Annotated in this window: 19 protein-coding genes and 3 tRNA genes; 12 read left to right on the top strand and 10 right to left on the bottom strand. The window is 49.5% G+C overall.

The genetic code is table 11. From position 1 onward, the window contains the following. Window positions 1-167: 167 nt before the first annotated feature. Window positions 168-1,484: a group II intron reverse transcriptase/maturase gene (ltrA, locus tag H9Q13_RS17800; protein WP_191185163.1), complete on the bottom strand. Its 1,317-nt coding sequence runs from the start codon at window positions 1,482-1,484 to the stop codon at window positions 168-170. Between the two features lie 614 nt (window positions 1,485-2,098). On the opposite strand from ltrA, the gene H9Q13_RS17795 reads away from it, so the two are divergent. From H9Q13_RS17795 to H9Q13_RS17775, 5 genes are all read left to right on the top strand, one after another. Further along, window positions 2,099-2,770 (top strand): hypothetical protein, encoded by a 672-nt coding sequence (locus H9Q13_RS17795; RefSeq protein ID WP_191185162.1) that lies wholly within the window; start codon window positions 2,099-2,101, stop codon window positions 2,768-2,770. Window positions 2,771-2,857: 87 nt separating this feature from the next. Continuing rightward, on the top strand, window positions 2,858-3,538 hold the full coding sequence (locus H9Q13_RS17790) for a hypothetical protein (protein ID WP_191185161.1): 681 nt from the start codon (window positions 2,858-2,860) through the stop codon (window positions 3,536-3,538). A 54-nt stretch (window positions 3,539-3,592) separates the two neighbouring features. Further along, complete coding sequence (locus tag H9Q13_RS17785) at window positions 3,593-4,222, top strand: DoxX family membrane protein (RefSeq protein WP_191185160.1); 630 nt, start codon at window positions 3,593-3,595, stop codon at window positions 4,220-4,222. Between the two features lie 70 nt (window positions 4,223-4,292). Beyond that, on the top strand, window positions 4,293-4,883 hold the full coding sequence (locus tag H9Q13_RS17780) for a class I SAM-dependent methyltransferase (RefSeq protein ID WP_191185159.1): 591 nt from the start codon (window positions 4,293-4,295) through the stop codon (window positions 4,881-4,883). A 12-nt stretch (window positions 4,884-4,895) separates the two neighbouring features. Continuing rightward, the gene (locus H9Q13_RS17775) at window positions 4,896-5,213 is read left to right on the top strand and encodes a putative quinol monooxygenase (protein WP_191185158.1); all 318 of its coding nucleotides are present in this window, start codon (window positions 4,896-4,898) and stop codon (window positions 5,211-5,213) included. A gap of 373 nt (window positions 5,214-5,586) precedes the next feature. Here the strand turns inward: H9Q13_RS17775 and H9Q13_RS17770 are convergent, their stop codons facing one another. The 5 genes from H9Q13_RS17770 to H9Q13_RS17750 form a co-directional block, all read right to left on the bottom strand. Beyond that, complete coding sequence (locus H9Q13_RS17770; RefSeq protein WP_191185157.1) at window positions 5,587-6,108, bottom strand: acyl-CoA thioesterase; 522 nt, start codon at window positions 6,106-6,108, stop codon at window positions 5,587-5,589. A 61-nt stretch (window positions 6,109-6,169) separates the two neighbouring features. Further along, the gene (locus H9Q13_RS17765) at window positions 6,170-6,775 is read right to left on the bottom strand and encodes a TetR/AcrR family transcriptional regulator (RefSeq protein ID WP_191185156.1); all 606 of its coding nucleotides are present in this window, start codon (window positions 6,773-6,775) and stop codon (window positions 6,170-6,172) included. 55 nt (window positions 6,776-6,830) lie between these two features. Further along, window positions 6,831-7,376 carry a heme NO-binding domain-containing protein gene (locus H9Q13_RS17760; RefSeq protein WP_191185155.1) on the bottom strand — a complete coding sequence of 182 codons (546 nt, stop codon included), beginning with the start codon at window positions 7,374-7,376 and terminating at the stop codon, window positions 6,831-6,833. 89 nt (window positions 7,377-7,465) lie between these two features. Then, entirely contained in the window at window positions 7,466-8,455 is a 990-nt protein-coding gene (locus H9Q13_RS17755; protein ID WP_191185154.1) for a tetratricopeptide repeat protein, read from the bottom strand. Continuing rightward, window positions 8,452-9,423: a vWA domain-containing protein gene (locus H9Q13_RS17750; RefSeq protein ID WP_191185153.1), complete on the bottom strand. Its 972-nt coding sequence runs from the start codon at window positions 9,421-9,423 to the stop codon at window positions 8,452-8,454. The genes H9Q13_RS17755 and H9Q13_RS17750 overlap by 4 nt, the downstream gene beginning before the upstream one ends. 321 nt (window positions 9,424-9,744) lie before the next feature. Here H9Q13_RS17750 and H9Q13_RS17745 point away from each other — a divergent pair. From H9Q13_RS17745 to H9Q13_RS17725, 5 genes are all read left to right on the top strand, one after another. Beyond that, window positions 9,745-9,831: transfer RNA gene (locus tag H9Q13_RS17745), tRNA-Ser, on the top strand. Between the two features lie 119 nt (window positions 9,832-9,950). Further along, window positions 9,951-10,024: transfer RNA gene (locus tag H9Q13_RS17740), tRNA-Pro, on the top strand. A gap of 70 nt (window positions 10,025-10,094) precedes the next feature. Continuing rightward, window positions 10,095-10,168 (top strand) — tRNA-Arg (locus H9Q13_RS17735). Between the two features lie 402 nt (window positions 10,169-10,570). Next, window positions 10,571-11,806, top strand: a complete 1,236-nt coding sequence (locus H9Q13_RS17730) for an amidohydrolase family protein (RefSeq protein ID WP_191185152.1) — start codon at window positions 10,571-10,573, stop codon at window positions 11,804-11,806. 163 nt (window positions 11,807-11,969) lie between these two features. After that, window positions 11,970-12,476: a cupin domain-containing protein gene (locus tag H9Q13_RS17725; RefSeq protein ID WP_191185165.1), complete on the top strand. Its 507-nt coding sequence runs from the start codon at window positions 11,970-11,972 to the stop codon at window positions 12,474-12,476. Window positions 12,477-12,534: 58 nt separating this feature from the next. On the opposite strand, the gene H9Q13_RS17720 is transcribed toward H9Q13_RS17725, so the two are convergent. From H9Q13_RS17720 to H9Q13_RS17705, 4 genes are all read right to left on the bottom strand, one after another. Then, a complete protein-coding gene (locus H9Q13_RS17720) occupies window positions 12,535-12,957 on the bottom strand; it encodes a c-type cytochrome (RefSeq protein ID WP_191185151.1) in 423 nt (140 codons plus the stop codon). Continuing rightward, window positions 12,947-13,630 carry an SCO family protein gene (locus tag H9Q13_RS17715; protein WP_191185150.1) on the bottom strand — a complete coding sequence of 228 codons (684 nt, stop codon included), beginning with the start codon at window positions 13,628-13,630 and terminating at the stop codon, window positions 12,947-12,949. The genes H9Q13_RS17720 and H9Q13_RS17715 overlap by 11 nt, the downstream gene beginning before the upstream one ends. Continuing rightward, window positions 13,617-14,045: a hypothetical protein gene (locus H9Q13_RS17710; RefSeq protein ID WP_191185149.1), complete on the bottom strand. Its 429-nt coding sequence runs from the start codon at window positions 14,043-14,045 to the stop codon at window positions 13,617-13,619. The genes H9Q13_RS17715 and H9Q13_RS17710 overlap by 14 nt, the downstream gene beginning before the upstream one ends. A gap of 184 nt (window positions 14,046-14,229) precedes the next feature. Continuing rightward, window positions 14,230-14,673: a DUF2267 domain-containing protein gene (locus H9Q13_RS17705; protein ID WP_224744378.1), complete on the bottom strand. Its 444-nt coding sequence runs from the start codon at window positions 14,671-14,673 to the stop codon at window positions 14,230-14,232. 442 nt (window positions 14,674-15,115) lie between these two features. Here H9Q13_RS17705 and gyrB point away from each other — a divergent pair, with 442 nt between their 5' ends. Both gyrB and H9Q13_RS17695 read left to right on the top strand, forming a co-directional pair. Further along, on the top strand, window positions 15,116-17,077 hold the full coding sequence (gyrB, locus tag H9Q13_RS17700) for a DNA topoisomerase (ATP-hydrolyzing) subunit B (protein WP_191185148.1): 1,962 nt from the start codon (window positions 15,116-15,118) through the stop codon (window positions 17,075-17,077). A gap of 218 nt (window positions 17,078-17,295) precedes the next feature. Next, the gene (locus H9Q13_RS17695; RefSeq protein WP_191185147.1) at window positions 17,296-17,874 is read left to right on the top strand and encodes a hypothetical protein; all 579 of its coding nucleotides are present in this window, start codon (window positions 17,296-17,298) and stop codon (window positions 17,872-17,874) included. The last annotated feature ends 136 nt before the right edge of the window (window positions 17,875-18,010 follow it).

Below are 18,010 nucleotides of genomic sequence, written 5' to 3'. Positions count from 1 at the left end.
AGAAGTACTTCATATAGAAGATGAATACGAGTACCTTGAGCCTGAACTGATAGAAATGCTAAAAGACAGAATCAATTCATCTCTCAAGGTAGTGTACAAAATTTGAAGAAAACCTGTGGCTAATCGAGTAGACGGCCCCGCCAGCGATAGCTGACGGGGTGCGCCTCTCACACCACTGTACGTACGGGTCTCGTATACAGCGGTTCGTTAAGCTGTGGAGCTACTTTCCTGTAGTAGTCGAGCAATGATTCGTAGCCCCTGCGGGCAAGCCTTTTCACCGTCACCGTCGTGATCAGCATCGGACTCTGGGCCACTGCCCATCCTCCTTTCCTGGTCCTGCTCCAGGCATAGGCCTGACCTTTTGGTACCCCCAGCCGAATCAGGTTTTTCCTTTTCCGCTCCGGTCCTTTCCAATCATGCCAGATGCAGTGCCTGAGCCTGTTGCGTATCCAACTGTCGAGGTCTTTGAGCTTGCCCTGTATACTTGCCATGCGGAAGTAGTGGACCCAGCCTCGCTGCGCCTCTTTCAGTTCCCGGATACGCTCATCAAAAGCACTGGGCGTGGTTTTGCGGGTGATAGCCTTCAGCTTCTGCTTCAGCCTGTCCCATCCCTTCTTTGCCACCACCAGTTGGTATTTGCCCTTGTCGCCCTTCCTGTAGGTGGGCACGAACCCGTGGCCCAGTAGCTGGAAATCCACTGGCCGCCTGATGCCGGACTTCTCCCGGTTGATGGGCAGCCTTAGCCTGTCCCGCAGGAACAGGAACACGGCGTTGCCCACCTTTCGGGCTGTCTCCCTGCTGTTGGTGTAGACACTGAAGTCGTCGGCATAGCGGACATAGCGCAGCTCCTGCCTTTCCAGCTCCTTGTCCAGCTCGTGGAGCATGATGTTGGAGAGGAGCGGCGAGAGCGGGCTTCCCTGCGGCACGCCTTTCCGGCGTTTGGCCAGCCTCCCCTTGATAAGGATGGGAGCCCGGAGCCATTTGCGGATGAGGCGAAGCGTAAGGGGGCATTTCACCTTCCGGTAGAGCAGCTGCAGCAAGAGGCAGTGGTCCACCTCGTCGAAGAAGTTGGCAAGGTCGATGTCAACAATGTGCTGATAGCCCTCATGAATGTGGCTGTGCGCCTGCTGCACGGCCTGGTGGGCGTTGCGGCCCGGGCGGAAGCCGTAGCTGTGCTCGGTGAACTCCAGCTCGAGGAGCGGGCTCAGCACCTGGTTAACCGCCTGCTGCAGCACGCGGTCGGTGAGGGTGGGAATGCCCAGCAGTCGGGTCTTGCCGTTGCCCTTGGGTATCTCCACCCCTAAGATAGGAGAAGGCAGGTACCTGCCGTTGCAGCTGGCCGTGGCGATCGCGTCCCTGTTTTGTCTCAGGTGCGAGGCCAGCTCCTCCACCCGCATACCGTCCACACCTGCCGAGCCTTTGTTTGCCAGCACGTGCCTGTATGCCTTGAGCATGTTGCCCCGGTGAAGTACCTTCTCGATCATCTGTTACTACTACTTGTACTCGTAATCTCTGTCCCGCTTAAGGCAAGGCTGGCTGTGCCTCCCTGCCGAATTGGGGATAACTTAACGTTCGGCCCTTCGTCATCCTGTGAGGCCTCCGTAGCGCTTACGGCTCGTTTCCAGATGACTACTATGGCATCTGCTGACTTCTCCCTGCGTGCACGACGCCGGGAGACCTCCCCAGGTAAGAGCACCTTCCTTCCTCCGATTCCTGGCACATCTACACACTAGCGGTTGTTGGCCAGGGGCTTTGCAAAGAGGTGCTTGCTTACCCACGCTAATATGCCTCTTATGTACTTTCTGTTCGTCAGTACCGGATTTTGCAGTCCCGCTTTCTTCACTGCCGCCTCACGGCCAGCCAGCTTGCGGCTTGCTAACAGGCTTCACCAACTCGCCTGCAAGGGACTTGCACCCTCTGGAATATTTTGATACCTTCGGTATCAGGTGCCCATACTGGGCGCACACCACACCCATAAGCCAGCTACGCCGCCTTATGGCCAAGTACGTTAGCCAAAACTTTAATGATGAAAAGAGTCCTGCCTTTGCTGTTATTGACATTCATATTTAGCTGTAGCAGCAAACCAGCTGAAACGGTATTGACAGAAGAAAATATTCAGGAAACTAGGGAAACTGAAAACCCAACCGAATTAAAGGAAAAAGCGGCTTTTCATTACTTAATTGAAAATGCGACAAAAGCAGATTTTGATAAGGCTAAAAAGGCAAGCTCAGATGAGCTGACACCAGACACTGTCAATTCACGAAAGAAAAATGGTGTAATAGAAGTCTTGACAAACGGAAAGTGGAAATCTCTAACCGCTTTTAAGGACACATTAAACAGCCCTGAATCCGATGATGATGAAATAAGGGAATACAAGTATGTAGGGCAGATTAAGTCTATTAATAAACTCCTTGTAGAGGGTTACTTCTGGGAGCATTATGAATGCTATCTGGTTGACAAATCAACAGGTAAAATAGATACGACTTGGACTAGGCCTTATATCTCCCCCGACAAAAAAATGCTCGCAAGTCTTTCAATGCCATATGGTTTAGAAGGGCCTCCACTTGGGATTCAGATATTAAGGATTGAGAACAACGGACAGAACCTAACTAAGTTCCTTGAGATAAATCAGCAGAAATGGTCACCCTATGATTTTTATTGGGAATCGCCTAGTTCATTAATTATCCAAATTCTTCCTGTAGAGAGAGTATTGGAAATAAACGGTATTCCCAAGGAAGAAGATTACAGCTATATAAGGCTAAAAATATAAGAAAAACTGTGGCTAACAAGGCGCATAAGTCATGCTTCGGCCGACGGCCTTGCACGCCTCATGCACGAGCCGTTAGCCAAAATTTAAATGGAATATAATATAAAATTCGTAGCCGGTGGTAGACTTATTGCGGTAGGTTTTGTAGGCATGGTACTTTCCATCTCAATACCAGTTTACCTAGAAGTTAATTTCGGTATAAGCGGTGGCCTTATGGGTGGGCTTATCCTATCTGGTACACTTCTATCGTTTTACTTAGCATATTTGGTTTCGAAGCAAAGTGAACATTTTATTATAAACGACCAAGGCCTTACCAGCAGAAAACATGGAGAAATTCTATGGAATGAAATCCACAGCTTAAATATAGAAGATAGGAACGAACTTGAAGTGTTTACTATTAAATTCAGGTTCGACCAGGAAATTTCTATACCCAGCAAAATAGATGAAAGCCAAAACAGGAAAACATTCGTGGCTTTTAAAGAAGAAGTGGAGAGAAGAATGACAGAAGAGATAAGACCGACTGATGAGCTCCTGCAATACTCAAATCATTATGACAGGAAAGTTCATAGATACGTGGCTTATGTTATGACGATTGTTCTTATCCTTCTAATACCCTATATTTTATACTTGGTAGTTGCTGGGGAAATGACTTTGAAGAAGCTGAGCGCTATCCTATTGATATATGGATCTTCTATGCCTTTAATCGTCAATGTAATGCAGGCTAGAATGAAAAGAGCAAATAAAATAGCGGCTAACCAAGTGCAGCCGTAACCCTTGCTTTGCTTCGGGCTTCGGCTGCACGAGTAACGTTGGGCAAATAATGGGATGATGAAGCTTCTGAAGAAAATACCTAGAGAGAAACACTGGGACTACTTTATACTTGCGGCAAGGTTTCTAATTGGATGGACCTTCCTTAGGTATGGCTACAGCAAAATGGTGGATGGTCAGTTTGGTATAAGTGACGCAGAGCTAGCAACACCGTTGAAGGATTTAGACTTGTTTCGTGTCTCATGGTACATGTTCGACCAGCAACCCTTCAAGGCATTAATTGGCATCTCACAGTTGATTTGTGGTGCTCTCTTAATCATAAACAGAACTGCCTTACTTGGAGCGTTCCTTTTCCTTCCGATAGTAACTACGATTTTACTCATCGACCTAACTTTTATGCCGCCAGCTATGGCTAATGCCTTTACATGGCGCCTTTCATTTTACATCCTGTTAGACTTTTTAATACTATGGCACTACAAGAGTAAGATGGAAGTCATTTGGAATGAAGTATGGCAAAACGTAAATCCCAAATTCAAGTACCCAATTTGGCTATACTTATTATTACCTATTGTTGCGATAGCTATAGAAGTAGCTAGTGTAATCCCAAAAGCTTTGTTCTACATCATCCTAAATCCAGAAAATGTATGGTCAGGCGTACAGGGAATACTAAATAATATCATGAGTTAGCCAGCCATAAAACATCTAGGCCGCCTTACGGCTAAATACGTTTTACCCAAGTATAACCATCACAACTGCCATGGACAAATCGAACGGGTATGAAGACATAGCGGACAGGTTTATCGAAAGCCGGGGGCGAAACATGAAGGGGATAGGTTCCTCATCTGTACGTGAATGGGCCCGGGCACTGCCGCAAGGAGCCGCTGTGTTAGACCTGGGTTGCGGGACGGGCATCCCGATCTCAAAGGTGTTGATGGATGAAGGTATGGCGGTGTATGGTCTTGACGTCTCCATCACTTTAATAAATGAATTCCGCAAAAATTTCCCGAATGCTCCAGTGGTTTGTGAGGCCGTCGAAGATTCCTCGTTTTTCAATCGCAAATTTGACGCAGTTATCGCTTGGGGACTGATTTTCCTGTTGCCTGAGGATTCACAGGTTAAAGTAATACAAAAAGCCGCCGCGGCATTACGTTCAGGGGGTAAGCTGTTATTTACAGCTCCGTATCAAAAAACTGAGTGGACAGATGTGATGACAAAACAGCTATCCAGGTCGCTTGGAGCAGAACAATACAGCAAACTATTGGCCGCATCGGGGCTGACCTTGCTGGAAGAATTTGAAGACGAAGGTGAGAATCATTATTTTCATGCCATCAAGCCAAACATTACTTAAAATACTGAAGACATGTCAAAGAAATACGGGCTTCACGGGAAGCTGAAAGCAACCGCAGGAAACGGAGAAAAATTAGCCGCTATACTACTTGAGGCCTCGCAACTGGTTTCGACTGCGAAGGGCTGTCATTTATACCTGATCAGCAAAGACAGAAAAGAGGAGGAAGCCGTGTGGGTGACGGAGGTATGGGACAGCAAAGAAGACCACGACAACTCCCTGAACGTGGAAGGGGTGAGAGCATTGATTTCGCAGGCCATGCCGATCCTTGACGGAATGCCACAGAAAGGCCAGGAACTCGAGATTTTAGGCGGCGCAGGGATAGCTCAATAAGCTGGTGGTAGACCAGGTAGGAGCATGGCTGAGAATCATAAGAGCTGACATTATTCGGGGACCGCAATAGATGCCGCCATGCGATACGACTTACTATACCGTGGACTTCTGTGACCCGAATGGATTTGTGCTGGAAGTGGCGTACACGCCAAACATCAAGTTATAGGTTTACAGCCCGTAGAGCGGGTATAAAAATAAAGGCAGCTAGTTTATAGCTGCCTGTTTTTCATAGGTTTATTCCGCACTATGAGTTGATTATACTCTTAATGCAAAAGTATGTTTTAAATATTCAGAAAAATTCTTACATAAAACATTGACTTACTGGTAGTCATGCTACTTTTGGAGGTAGTTGTACAGGTATAGAAAATGCTGGCTATACCTGTGGAGCAACTGCCTGAGCAGCCGATTCCTGGCGAAGTTCTTTCACCCGATCTTCAAAGTATGCTTCCCGCTTTCCCTCGCCCAGCACAGCAACTTTATTGAACAAAGCGACAAGCTCATCTTCGTGCGTCGCCTTTTGGCCTTTGCGAATATCAATGTAAGCAAAGCGGGTCCAGATCACCGAGATGATGGCACCCGTATGGATGTCCACCATCTGCCCTTCCATGAGCAGGTCGGAGCCGTTGAACCAGCGCAGACAAGTCTTAATCTTAACCGTTTCCATAAACTTCACTTCACGCAGGTAGGCCAGTTGGTTGGAGGCCACTACCCAGGCTCTGCCAGTGGTTTTGGCCATGGCGTAAATGTCCAGACCGTAGTTATCGCGCACCTGGTCCTCACGTGCGTTCAGGTAATAGTCGATGTAGCGGCCGTTATTCAAATGCCCGAACGGGTCACAGTCCTCGAAGCGGATGAGCGCGGTGCTTTCCAGTATTTTCTCGTAGTTTCTTTCCATTTTTTGTTTTGGTAAGTTGATAGTAAAAAGACCAATCGGTTTATTTTAATTCAAAAAAATATCAGGTTTTCAATTCCGTTTCGATCAATTGCTCCAGATGCTTGATCACGGTGTTCAGATGTTTGCTGTCGCCGTAGGCTTTAGAGAGCATAATGCCTCCTTCGATCATGCTTACAAAAAGAATCGAAAAATTAGAGGCATTTGCACCAGGCCTAAACTCGCCCTCCGCTATACCTTGGTTCACAATATTGGCTACTGCCTTGTGCAGACGGTTCAGTACTTTAATCACACTGGCCCGCAGCAGGGGATTGGTGTCATCAGCTTCAACGGCAGTGTTCATAACCGGGCAACCACCTGTCACAGGAGATGAAATAAGGTATTGCCTGTAGTAAGCAAGTATAGCTTTCAATTTGTCAGAAGCACGCTCATGCTGCGCAATCCTATCAAAAATCTGCCGCGTTATGATGCCGGCGGCGTGTTCGAAAGCGGCAAGTGCTATTTCTTCCTTACTCTCAAAGTGCCCATATATGCCGCCTTTTGTCAGGCCGGTAGCTGCCATGATGTCCTGCATGGACGTGCCGGCAAACCCTTTCTGGTTAAAGATGGGGGCAGAGCGCTCCACAATGAGTTGACGCGTTCGTTCGGCTTTGCTGGTAGCTATTTCCATATAAGGTTATCAGTTTGCAAATTAAACCAATCGGTTTATTTTTCCTAATTGGAATTCAATTGGCAAGGTACTGCACCTCAATCTGGATCCGGTCCCCGTCACTGTAAGTGTCTAGTTCAATAGAGATCCTGTCTGACTCCTGGAAATACTCGGCTATACCTTTGATGATGCCAACGGCCAGCGAGGCCATTTTTCTGCGGGAGTAATAATCAATGATGAGCCTGTGTGGGTTAATGCGGGTGACGTGCAGCGTGGGGGGATTCGCCTCTGGGGTGGCGACTTTCACGGCACGGTGCATGGCGTTTTGGGTATGCTCTACTAAGTCCAGAGTGCGCCAGTCCGGTTTTAAGTAGATGTTGTAAATGTCCAGTAGGTCAGGCACCAGAAAAGTCCCCATTTCTTCCAGCAGTTCATCAGAGTTTGCATTCCACTGGCGACAGGCTGCCGAGATAAGCTTGGTGATGTCGGCGTCCGGGTATACCTCAGTTGCGCTGTAGTGCGCCTGCGAAACCTGCGCCAGCCTCACCAGTTGCGGCCAGGCGTCTGTCCCGTGTTTTTGCTGAATGTATTTCTTAAGCTGTAAAAATATAAATCCGTGCATTTATGACAATTTTGAGCGCTCCAGATTTCACCCGTTACTTGCTTGTCAGGCAAAATGGTTGGGTATTCTGGAGCATTCAAACAAGCGAACTACCAATTTGGTTTTGACGGATCTGGTTTTCGGGTTGATTTTTTTGGCAGCTGCTGGATATACTGCTGCTCCGCATGGCGCATGGCCTCCAGCATCATCCGGGCTTTTTCGGGGTTAATGTTCATCTGCTGCAGGCGGTTGTTGCGGGTTTGCACACGCTGCTCTCTCTCGGCAGCCGGATCGCTGCTGGGGCTGCGCTCTGGCCGTGCCGGGTCATAGCTGTTGTCCGGGTTCATGCCTTTGGTATCACCAGGTTCGTTGCCGCTGGCCTCTTGCTTGTCCTTGTTTTCAGGGCGGTTGCCCGTGCCGTTGTCGGGTTGGTTTTGCTCATTGCCAGGGCCAGGCTGTTCGTTCTGGCCGTTGTCAGCCTGTTCCTGCGATTCTATTTCCTCCTCCTGGTCGCCGGCGTTGTCAGGCTTCTTCTTGGGTTTAGGGGCCTGGTCTTCCTCGTCAGGTGGCGGGAGTTGCTCCTGTCCGTCGGGTTGCTGCTGGCCTTGTGCCTGGTCGGTTGGCAATGGCCCGTTATCTTCCTCCTCTTCTTCGGCCAGTTCTGGCCTGAGGTCCAGGTATTTTTTGAGCAACTCGTAATTGTAACGGGCCGCATCGTTCGCCGGGTCAGCAATCAGTGCGTTCCGGAAAAAGGAAAGTGCCTGTTTGTATTTCCTGGCGCGGGCGGCAATGGCACCTATCTGCAGCAGGGCCACTGATTTGGTTTGACCGGATGCCTGTGCGGTAAGCAGGGTATACTGCTGCTGTGCCTTTTGCATTTCCCCGGCCCTGAAATAGGCATGGCCCAGATTAAGACGCAATTGCTCATCTTTCACTTCCAGCTCTTCCAGTAAGTATTCATAAGCGGCGATCGCCTCGATGTACTCCCCCTGCTGGTAGGCAATGGCAGCCAGGGCCGTGTACTCATTGATACGCGAAATAGAACCCACGCCACCCGTGAGCAACCCAATAAGCAATATGCCGGCGATCAGGGATTTCATATGCGTATCAGCTTAACGGTGATCAGCACGTCCAGCAGAATAAGAAGCAGGGCAAGCGCCAGGGGGTAAACATACTTGTTGGCAGTTACATCGATGGTCTTGCTCTCGCGCAGTTCGCCCTCAATGTTGTTGATGGCGCTGATCAGGCGGTTGATTTCGCTTACGCGCTCAGTCACCTCAAAATAATCGCCATTCGTTGCTTCCGCCAGTTGGGCGAGCCCTTCGGGGTGCAGTTTCGTGATGACCGGATTACCGTTCTGGTCCCGTTTAAAATCATTGCCCACAGGTATACGGCTACCGTCGGTGGTGCCTATACCTACTGTGAAAACCCTTATGTTCTGTTCGTTGAGTCGGTCTGCCCAATCGCTGAGCCTGCCGTCAAAATCTTCGCCATCGCTGATGAGCACCAGAAGGCGGGCTTTCTGCTCCTCGGCCTCGGGCGCAGCCGTCTGTCCGAATTTGCTCGAGACCAGTTCAAGCACTGGGTCAAAGCTGGTGCCGCCGTGTTCCAGCAGGCCCGTGCGCAGCGTCTGGGTATAGAGTTGAAGCGCATTCTGGTCGTAGGTAAGGGGACTTTGCAGGTAGGCCTCCGACGAAAAGACGATCAGCCCGATGCGGTCGGAATTGAATCGACTCAACAAAAGCAGTATGTCGCGCTTGGCCCGCTCCAGTCGCGAAGGCTGCACGTCGTTGGCATCCATGGAGGCTGAAAGGTCCACAGCGATGTAAATGTCCTTGCCGATGGTCTTGATCTCCTTTTTCATGGCTCCGAACGAGGGTCCCAGCACCGCGATGATCAGAAGAATTACATAAAGATGGCGCAGCACAAACTTAACCCATACGCCATGCGGCCGTTGCCCGAAGAAGGCAGCTATGCGGCGTACCCGAAGCAGGTACCCGATGTACAGTCCGAGGAACAGCACACCGAATAAGATCTCGAGCAGGGTAATAGTTTGGTACCAGGTCATGTATAGCAGTTATAGGGCATTGCCCGATGACAAATATAAGAAAGGAAAGCCAATGTGAGGGGCTTTTGAGCGTGGCTTGTCATCAACACAGGAATAGTGGAAGGAGAAGGGAGGCCTCAAATGGATGTGGGAGCGCTCCCGGAGTAAAAATTTTCAAGAAAAATATCGTGTTAGAAAGCTGAATAGAATCAAGTAGTTAGTGCTTGTAAAAGCAGTATGGGGGCATTTAAGGCGGGTTTATTTGCTAAAATTTTAGGGGGTGCTATTGTGTGGGCAAATTTAATGTAGTATGTTTGCAATCTCATCAGCAGGGTGAGACCCGGAGGGGTGGGTGAGTGGCTTAAACCAGCAGTTTGCTAAACTGCCGTACTGGAAACGGTACCGGGGGTTCGAATCCCCCCTCCTCCGCAAGCGAAAAAAATAAATTGAAAAAGTTTTGACAATTTAAATTCTTCGCTTACTTTTGCACCGCGTTCAACATTAACGGCGACACAAAATCGCTAACCGGAGTTGAAGGCATTATAGTTCGGGGTGTAGCGTAGCCCGGTATCGCGCCACATTTGGGATGTGGAGGTCGTAGGTTCGAATCCTGCCACCCCGACTAAAAAATTTCGGAAGCAATTCCGAAATTTTTTGTTTAAGGGTAGAGCAACTGCTCTCCTAAGGACGCTGGTCCCATAGCTCAGCTGGATAGAGCAACTGCCTTCTAAGCAGTAGGTCTTTGGTTCGAATCCAAATGGGATCACAGTAAAACATTGAAAAACCCTCTTTGCAGCAATGCGGAGAGGGTTTTTTTGTTTCCCGGATCAGATTCCTTTCATCAGACCCTCCAGCGTCATATCATGTAATTTGCTGCTTAGGCGCTACAGTCTGCGCAAGCTGGACAGCCTTGTACAAGCCTGCCAGGTGGATTAAAAACCAGCCTGATCCCAGAGCGTCCATGCATGCGTTAATTTGAGATTTTGAGCAAATGCCTACTTGATCTCCGGTTTCAAATGCATGCAGCTCCACACAGATGCAACCTTCCGCTCTCCAGCCCATCTTTAGCTGCATCTATTCCACCTAGAATCCCTACTTTATGTTGAAAATTACCCTCAGTATACTTGCTTGTGCTTTGGTCTTATGCGTTTCTGGTTATGCTCAAAACATGCACCTGACCAATGTGAAAATTGTGGATGTTGTGTCTGGCCGGCTCTATCCGCAAAATGAGATCTTGATCACAGATGGTAAAATCACCTCTCTTAAACCAAAAAAGCGCCAGACTAAAAACCATGAAGTAATTGACGGCGGGGGTCGCTACGTCATTCCCGGACTTTTTGAAATGCATGCGCATATTGGCCCCTCTAATAGGAATTACCTGGACACATTTCTGAAGTATGGCATTACCAATGTGCGGGTAATGGCCGGCAATGAAGGGCTCCTCGCCTGGCGGGACTCAATCAACAAAGAGCTGATGGTTGGCCCGGACCTGTTTGTGGCGTCCCCGCTGTATGACGGAAACCCACCGCTTTGGGGCGACAACCACAGTGGTCCGGTACTGGAAAACAAAAGTGATGTGGAGCGCCTGGTGAGGGAGCATCAACAAAAGGGGTATGATGAAATAAAGGTTTATAACCGGTTGGCGCCTGACGTATACCTGGAAATACTGCGTGTGGCCGACGCGGCAGGAATGCGTGTGAGCGGACATATTCCCTATACGCTGCCTTCCGAAAATTTCGGCGATCCACGCCACAGATCGATTGAGCATTTGGATGGCCTTATTCAGTTTGCCCTTTCAACTACCCCGCACCTGGAGCACGGCAAGGAAGAAGGGCAACGTTTGTCGTTATACCCACACTACGAGAAGTCAAATCTGGCCCCACTTGCACATCGCCTGAAGCAAAACAAAGTGTGGTTGTGCCCAACGCTGAGCCTGTACGGAAACTTTAATAATGCACTTGTGCGTGAGCAGTTGGATAAGGTGAAGCACCTGGAACCAGCAAGCGGGCTATTGGGTTGGTGGTCGAGCTTGCCAAAGCAGGTAGGGCTGAATTTTAAGGTGAAGTATGACTTCAATAAGCAGGTGCTGCAAGACCATTTCATGGACCATGCAGATTATATTCTGGCCGGAACCGATTCGCCCAATCCTTACAACCTGCCCGGCCTGGCCTTGCACCAAGAGCTGCACTATTTGGCAGATGCTGGCTTTTCCGATGCCACCGTCCTGAAAATAGCCACTTACAATGCGGCCAGATATTTGGGCGTGCTGGACGAGTACGGGACAGTTTCAGTAGGCAAACACGCCAACCTGCTGTTGCTGGACGAAAACCCTCTGCTGGATATCCGAAATACAACTAAGATTCATCAGGTGATTCTGAGGGGGCGGGTACAGGATAGGAAATAGAATGAAATCATAAACTGCTTTGTAAAGAAATCTTCTAAATTTACGCTTCGCCCCAACAGGCGGAGCGTATTTTTCGTTAGCCTATACCTGCTGTAACACAGGACGGGAAACCCCGTTTATACCTGCAACATAACAGCTAACACCCTTGAAGCATCAAACTGATATGACGACCGATACGATTGACAAAACGACCCTTTTTCAGGAGACAGAGCGGAAACTAAAAGAGCAGCAATTCAACATCAGCAGCCAGGACCAGACCAGGCCCTGGGGCGGATTTTTTGTGATTGACGAAAGCCAGGCGCAGCAATTTGCCAATACCTACTTCGACAGCATGCCGGTGGACCAGCTGAAGATTTCCGGTAAACTGAGCCCTAAGATATTGCTGGTGGCGCCTAACAAGCGCCTAAGCTGGCAGTACCACTACCGCCGCGCCGAAATCTGGAAAGTAGTGAAAGGCCGTGTGGGCGTCGTGACCAGCGACACTGATGAAGAAGGCCAGTTGAAAGTTCTGAACCCCGGCGACCTGATCACGCTGCGCCAGGGCGAGCGTCATCGCTTGGTCGGACTGGATGGTTGGGGCGTGCTGGCCGAGATCTGGCAGCATACAGACGCGGAGAATCCTTCCAATGAAGAGGATATCGTGCGGGTGCAGGATGACTTTGGCAGATAAGCCAGACAGGTATAGATAAAAAATGGCGCTGTAACTCGGGTTGCAGCGCCATTTTGCGTTATTGCTCCAGCAAATGCCGGCAATCGAACAACTGCTTTTCCACTTCAGGTATAGTGAAACGCGGATTGCTGTTGCCGAAGTTGGTTTGCACGTAGTTGAGAATATTGGTGATCTGCCCTTTGTTGAGGTGCTCGAAGGCTGGCATTCCCTGGTTGTAGTTCTTACCGTTCACCACGATATTACCTGTCTGTCCGTGCTGTATAATGCAGGCGAGTTCGTCACGATGGTTCACGAGGTAGTCTGCACCGGCCAGGGGCGGAATGAGGTTGCGGAGGCCGCTCCCGTCGTCCATGTGGCAGTTGGCGCAGTACTGGGTATAGAGGCGCTCCCCTTCGTTTTGCTTATCCGTGAAGCACTGGGTGAGCGTGAGCAAGGCCGCTATACCTGCGGCCATGGGCAGCAGCTTAGTTTTAATTTGCATCCTTCTTCTTGTTCTTCTTAGGCAATAGGGCAGGAATGTCCTGGATAAGTTTGTCGACCTGGGCGGGGTCAGTGCCGTCGTAAATGCCGCGCACGTGGCGGTTCTGGTCCACAAGCACAAAGGCGCCGCTATGCACAAAACCGCCAGGTTCCTGTTCATCTTCCAGGGCTGTCACCATATACTGCATGGCGATGCTGTAAATGCTGTCTTTCTCGCCGGTCACGAAATGCCACTTGTCGCTGCTCACCTGCAGACGGTCGGCGTAGTCTCGGAGCACGGCCACGGTGTCGTGTTTCGGGTCGATGGTATGGGAGAGGAGCACCAGCTGCGGCTCATCTTTGAAAGCCTCGTATACCCGCAGCATCTGGCTTTTCATTTTGGGGCAGATGGTCGGGCAGGTTGTGAAGAAAAAGTCGGTGACGTATACCTTGTCCTGCACCGTCAGGCTAGTCACCACCTGGCTGTCCTGGTTGATAAAGGCGAAATCAGGTATGGTGTGGTACACGGTGTCGGTTACCTGCCGGCCGTCCGCTTCACGCTGCACCACCTGGCGCTCGCCCAGTATTGGCAAGTCCCCGGCGGCGGATGATTTGTCGGAACAGCCCTGCCAAGCACCGGCAAAGCATAACAGTAGCAAGGCGAATAATGATCGGGTGATTTTATTTCTTTTCATATTGAGCGTACGTTTCCTGAGCGTTGGTTATAGTGCTGTCCATGAGCGATTTCACGCGGGCCATCTTGCTGTTTTCTTGCTGTAGGTATAGCATGGCTTGTTGGTGTTCAAGCGTGTCGGGTGCCTTGTAGTTGCGCATCCAGTCCATCATGGCTTCGTCGGCTGCCTCTAGCTGTGCGATACGGCGTGTGAGCAGGCTGGTCACGGCGGTGTCGGCTGTGTGGGCTGAGAGCGAGTCGCGTAGGGTGGTGAGGTTGCGGCGCAGGCGGTAGATCTTGCTCATGTCAGCCATGGCCTCGTCGTGCAGCGCCATCACTTCAGTTTCCAAAGACTCTTTTTGGGAAGCCTCCGAGGGCTCTCCCTGGCAGCCGGCCAGCGCAAATGGAAGGGCAAGGTATAGGAACCACTTTTTCATCGCAAAAAATTAAGGGTGTTGAGATTCAGGTACGGCTGCAAAGGTATGGCATCCGCCAAAATAACAGCTATTGCTGCCGGTAAGTTTTAAGGTATAGGTATAGCGTGCAGGTATACGAGTTGCTGGCAGCAATAAAAAGCCCGGCTATGCGCCAGGCCTTTGAGTTAAAACATGCAGATTGATCTTAAGCGGGCACCGAAATATTCGAGTGCAGCGAGTGTGCCAGTTGGTTGTACTGCCCTTCTGACATGCGGCTGCGCAGAAACTTCATCACATCCTGAAAGGCGTAGTGGACGTGGTCCAGGGTAGGGAAGTCGGCATTGCCGGCAAAGGTATCTTTGGAGCGGATGAACTCCAGCCATTCCTTTTCGTGGCGTATGCGAATCGGCTCCGCATGCAGCGTGAAGCCGTCGAAGTAAATGCCTTTCCAGATGATGGGGAGCTGGGCAGCCAGATGGATAGCTTCGCCTGCAGGTATACGGTCGCGGATAGCGTGCAGCACCACCCGGAAAATGCGGGCAGCCTTCTGCTCGTCTTCTATACCCAGATAGTCGCAAAGCTCGTGTAACCACGTTTTGGCCTCTTTCTGATAATTTTCAAAGTTCATCGCCATACTTACCTCCTTCATTATTTGCTTGCATTACTCTTTTTTGAACGGTGCAGGTATAGGAGGGTTGTCGCTTATGAGGGAGCGTATCCGGCAGGTTAGTGAAAGTCGGCTAACACAGGCTATGGCAAAATTGTGGCGGGAGCAGCACTATGCCCATCCGCCGGGGCGACATCCTTTACGGGCACTTATTGTGGCCGTGCCAGTCGGTTGCCCTTAGTAGGTGGATAAACGAACAGGCAAGCTAGTATAGGAGATGGATTTTGTTTGTATTTTAAAGGGGAAGTATTTGTAAAGCAGGCACTAATGAGATGGTTTTTTTGTTGAAAATAAGATGCGGGAATCCCCTGCACGCCATGCTTAAAGCCATACCCTGACTAATGCCAAATTACAGGCGCTAAAAGTATAGCTAAAACCAAATAAAAGTGGTAATTTTACCTATTCAATCTATCTTTTCAAACACATGAGTGAAGTGGAAGAAAAACAATTGCACAACAATTATTCAGCAGATAGTATACAGGTACTGGAAGGACTAGAGGCGGTTCGCAAGCGTCCTGCCATGTACATCGGCGATATCGGTATCAAGGGCCTGCACCACCTGGTGTGGGAAGTAGTGGACAACTCCATTGACGAAGCCCTGGCCGGACATTGCGACACCATTAACGTTTCTATTAATCCCGATAACTCTATCACAGTGTCCGACAACGGACGCGGCATCCCTACCGATTTCCACCAGAAAGAAGGCCGTTCGGCGCTGGAAGTGGTGATGACGGTACTGCATGCCGGTGGTAAGTTCGATAAAGATACCTATAAAGTTTCCGGTGGTCTGCACGGTGTGGGTGTATCCTGCGTGAACGCCCTCTCAACTGACCTGCACGTGACCGTGCACCGCAACGGAAAGATATTTGAGCAGCATTATAACATCGGTGCGCCGGCTTACCCGGTGCGTGAAATTGGTACAACCGACAAAACAGGCACTACAGTGCAGTTTACGCCGGACGGTTCTATTTTCACTACCACCGAGTACAAGTACGATACCATTGCCAGCCGTCTCCGCGAACTGGCGTTCCTCAACAAGGGCATCCGCATTAACCTGGAAGATTTGCGTGAACTCGACGAAGAAGGGAAACCTGTTTTGTCAGAGTCATTCTACTCAGAAGGCGGTCTGAAGGAGTTTGTGGCTTACCTGGATGAGACACGTGAGAACCTGATACCGGAGCCGATCCATATTGAGAGCGAGAAAAATGGTGTGCCGGTTGAGATTGCCCTGCAATACAATACCTCCTATACCGAGAACATCTTCTCGTATGTGAACAACATCAACACCATAGAAGGCGGTACCCACGTAGGTGGTTTCCGTCGTGCCCTTACCCGTACGCTCAAGGCTTATGCCGACAAGTCAGGTATGCTGGACAAGGTGAAAATCGAGATCGCCGGTGATGACTTCCGCGAAGGTCTGACAGCCGTTATTTCGGTAAAAGTAGCTGAGCCGCAGTTCGAGGGACAGACCAAAACCAAACTGGGTAACTCCGATGTGGGTGGTGCTGTGGACATAGCTGTTGGCGAAATGCTGAACGAGTTCCTGGAGGAAAACCCGAAAGAGGCCCGTATCATCGTTCAGAAAGTGATATTGGCAGCACAAGCCCGTTTCGCAGCCCGCAAGGCGCGTGAAATGGTGCAGCGTAAGAGCGTACTGTCCGGTACCAGCCTGCCAGGTAAACTGGCCGACTGCTCCGACAACAACCCGGAGAACTGCGAGATATACCTGGTGGAAGGTGACTCAGCGGGTGGTTCTGCTAAGCAGGGCCGTAACCGTCGTTTCCAGGCCATCCTGCCGCTTCGTGGTAAGATCCTGAACGTGGAGAAGGCGCAGGAGCACCGCATCTACGAGAACGAAGAGATCAAGAACATGATCACTGCCTTGGGCGTGAGCTTCGGAACGGCAGACGGCGAGAAGGCCCTGAACATGGAGAAGCTTCGTTACCACCGCATCATCATCATGACGGATGCGGACGTGGACGGTTCGCACATCCGAACCCTGATCCTGACCTTCTTCTTCCGTTACATGAAAGAACTGATCGAGAACGGCTATATCTACATTGCACTGCCGCCGCTATACCTGGTAAAGAAGGGTAAAGAAGAGCGCTATTGCTGGAGTGAGCAGGACCGCATGGAAGCGGTTGCCGAACTAGGCAAGGGCAAGGACGAGAGCGTAGGCGTACAGCGATACAAAGGTCTTGGTGAGATGAACCCGGAGCAGCTTTGGAACACGACAATGGACCCGGATACCCGCAGCTTGAAGCGTGTGACAATTGAGTCTGCTGCTGAGGCCGACCACCTATTCTCTATGCTTATGGGCGACGAGGTAGGTCCTCGCCGTGACTTTATTGAGCGCAATGCCAAGTATGCCCGTGTAGACGTGTAAACTTATCAGACGATACTATTTTAAAAGCGGCTGTCTTCGAAAGAAGGCAGCCGCTTTTTTATTTCTATTTTGTAAAGTGTATATACGAATTGTGTATATTAGATAAGTGTAGGTATGTGTAGGCATATGTGCTATGTGAACTGATAGTACTCCGCACATAAGGTAGATAAACGTCATAGTGACGTTTATACACTAGTTAGGTGGTATAATAAAGAAGAATGAAGATACTGTTGTTACATATACTTTTGCTCTTGAGCACGTGTGGCTATGGACAAATTCCTGTCATTCATTCCGACTCAAATCAATCAAATGAATCGACTATCTATAAGAACTTTGAAGGGAAGTATGATTTCTTAATTGCTTATACAGAAGAAAGCTATTGGTGGAGCGATAGGCAGTTCTATCAAATTTTGGCGCTTAAAGACGGACAGTGGAATTCAATAACATTAGCCTCCAAAAAGAAGAAGAATGGCGACTTTAGGAAACCAACTATTAAGGTAAATTCCTACGACAAGGAAAATGCACAATTGCTGTTAAGCCAGTTGGACCAATTAGGTTTTTGGACTTTAAACTCAGACTCTCTTAACATAACTCAAAGGGAAAACCCTGATTCCACAGTCACTGCATACACTTTATCTGACGCTGCAAATTATAAATTTGAAATAATGACTAAGGAAGATTACAAAATAATAGAAGCATATACACCAGAACACTTCCTTGAAAAGCTTCCTGAAATTAAGAGCAGGCAGAAGTTTATCACTGGTAGAGACATCTTTAAAAAAGCGTTGAAAAATTAAATCACCTAACAAGGGTAGCTGTTGCACAACTCCTCAGTAACTTCTGATTCCTATTCCTTTCCCCAAGGCGCCCCTTCTCCTGACACAAAAAATAACCACAAAAGCGTCCTCGACTCCGGTCTGGGCAGGGCCATGA

Origin of the sequence: Pontibacter aquaedesilientis (assembly GCF_014773225.1) — a bacterium.
In the GTDB taxonomy this organism is placed as follows: domain Bacteria; phylum Bacteroidota; class Bacteroidia; order Cytophagales; family Hymenobacteraceae; genus Pontibacter; species Pontibacter aquaedesilientis.
This window is presented reverse-complemented; position numbering and strand designations above follow the sequence as displayed.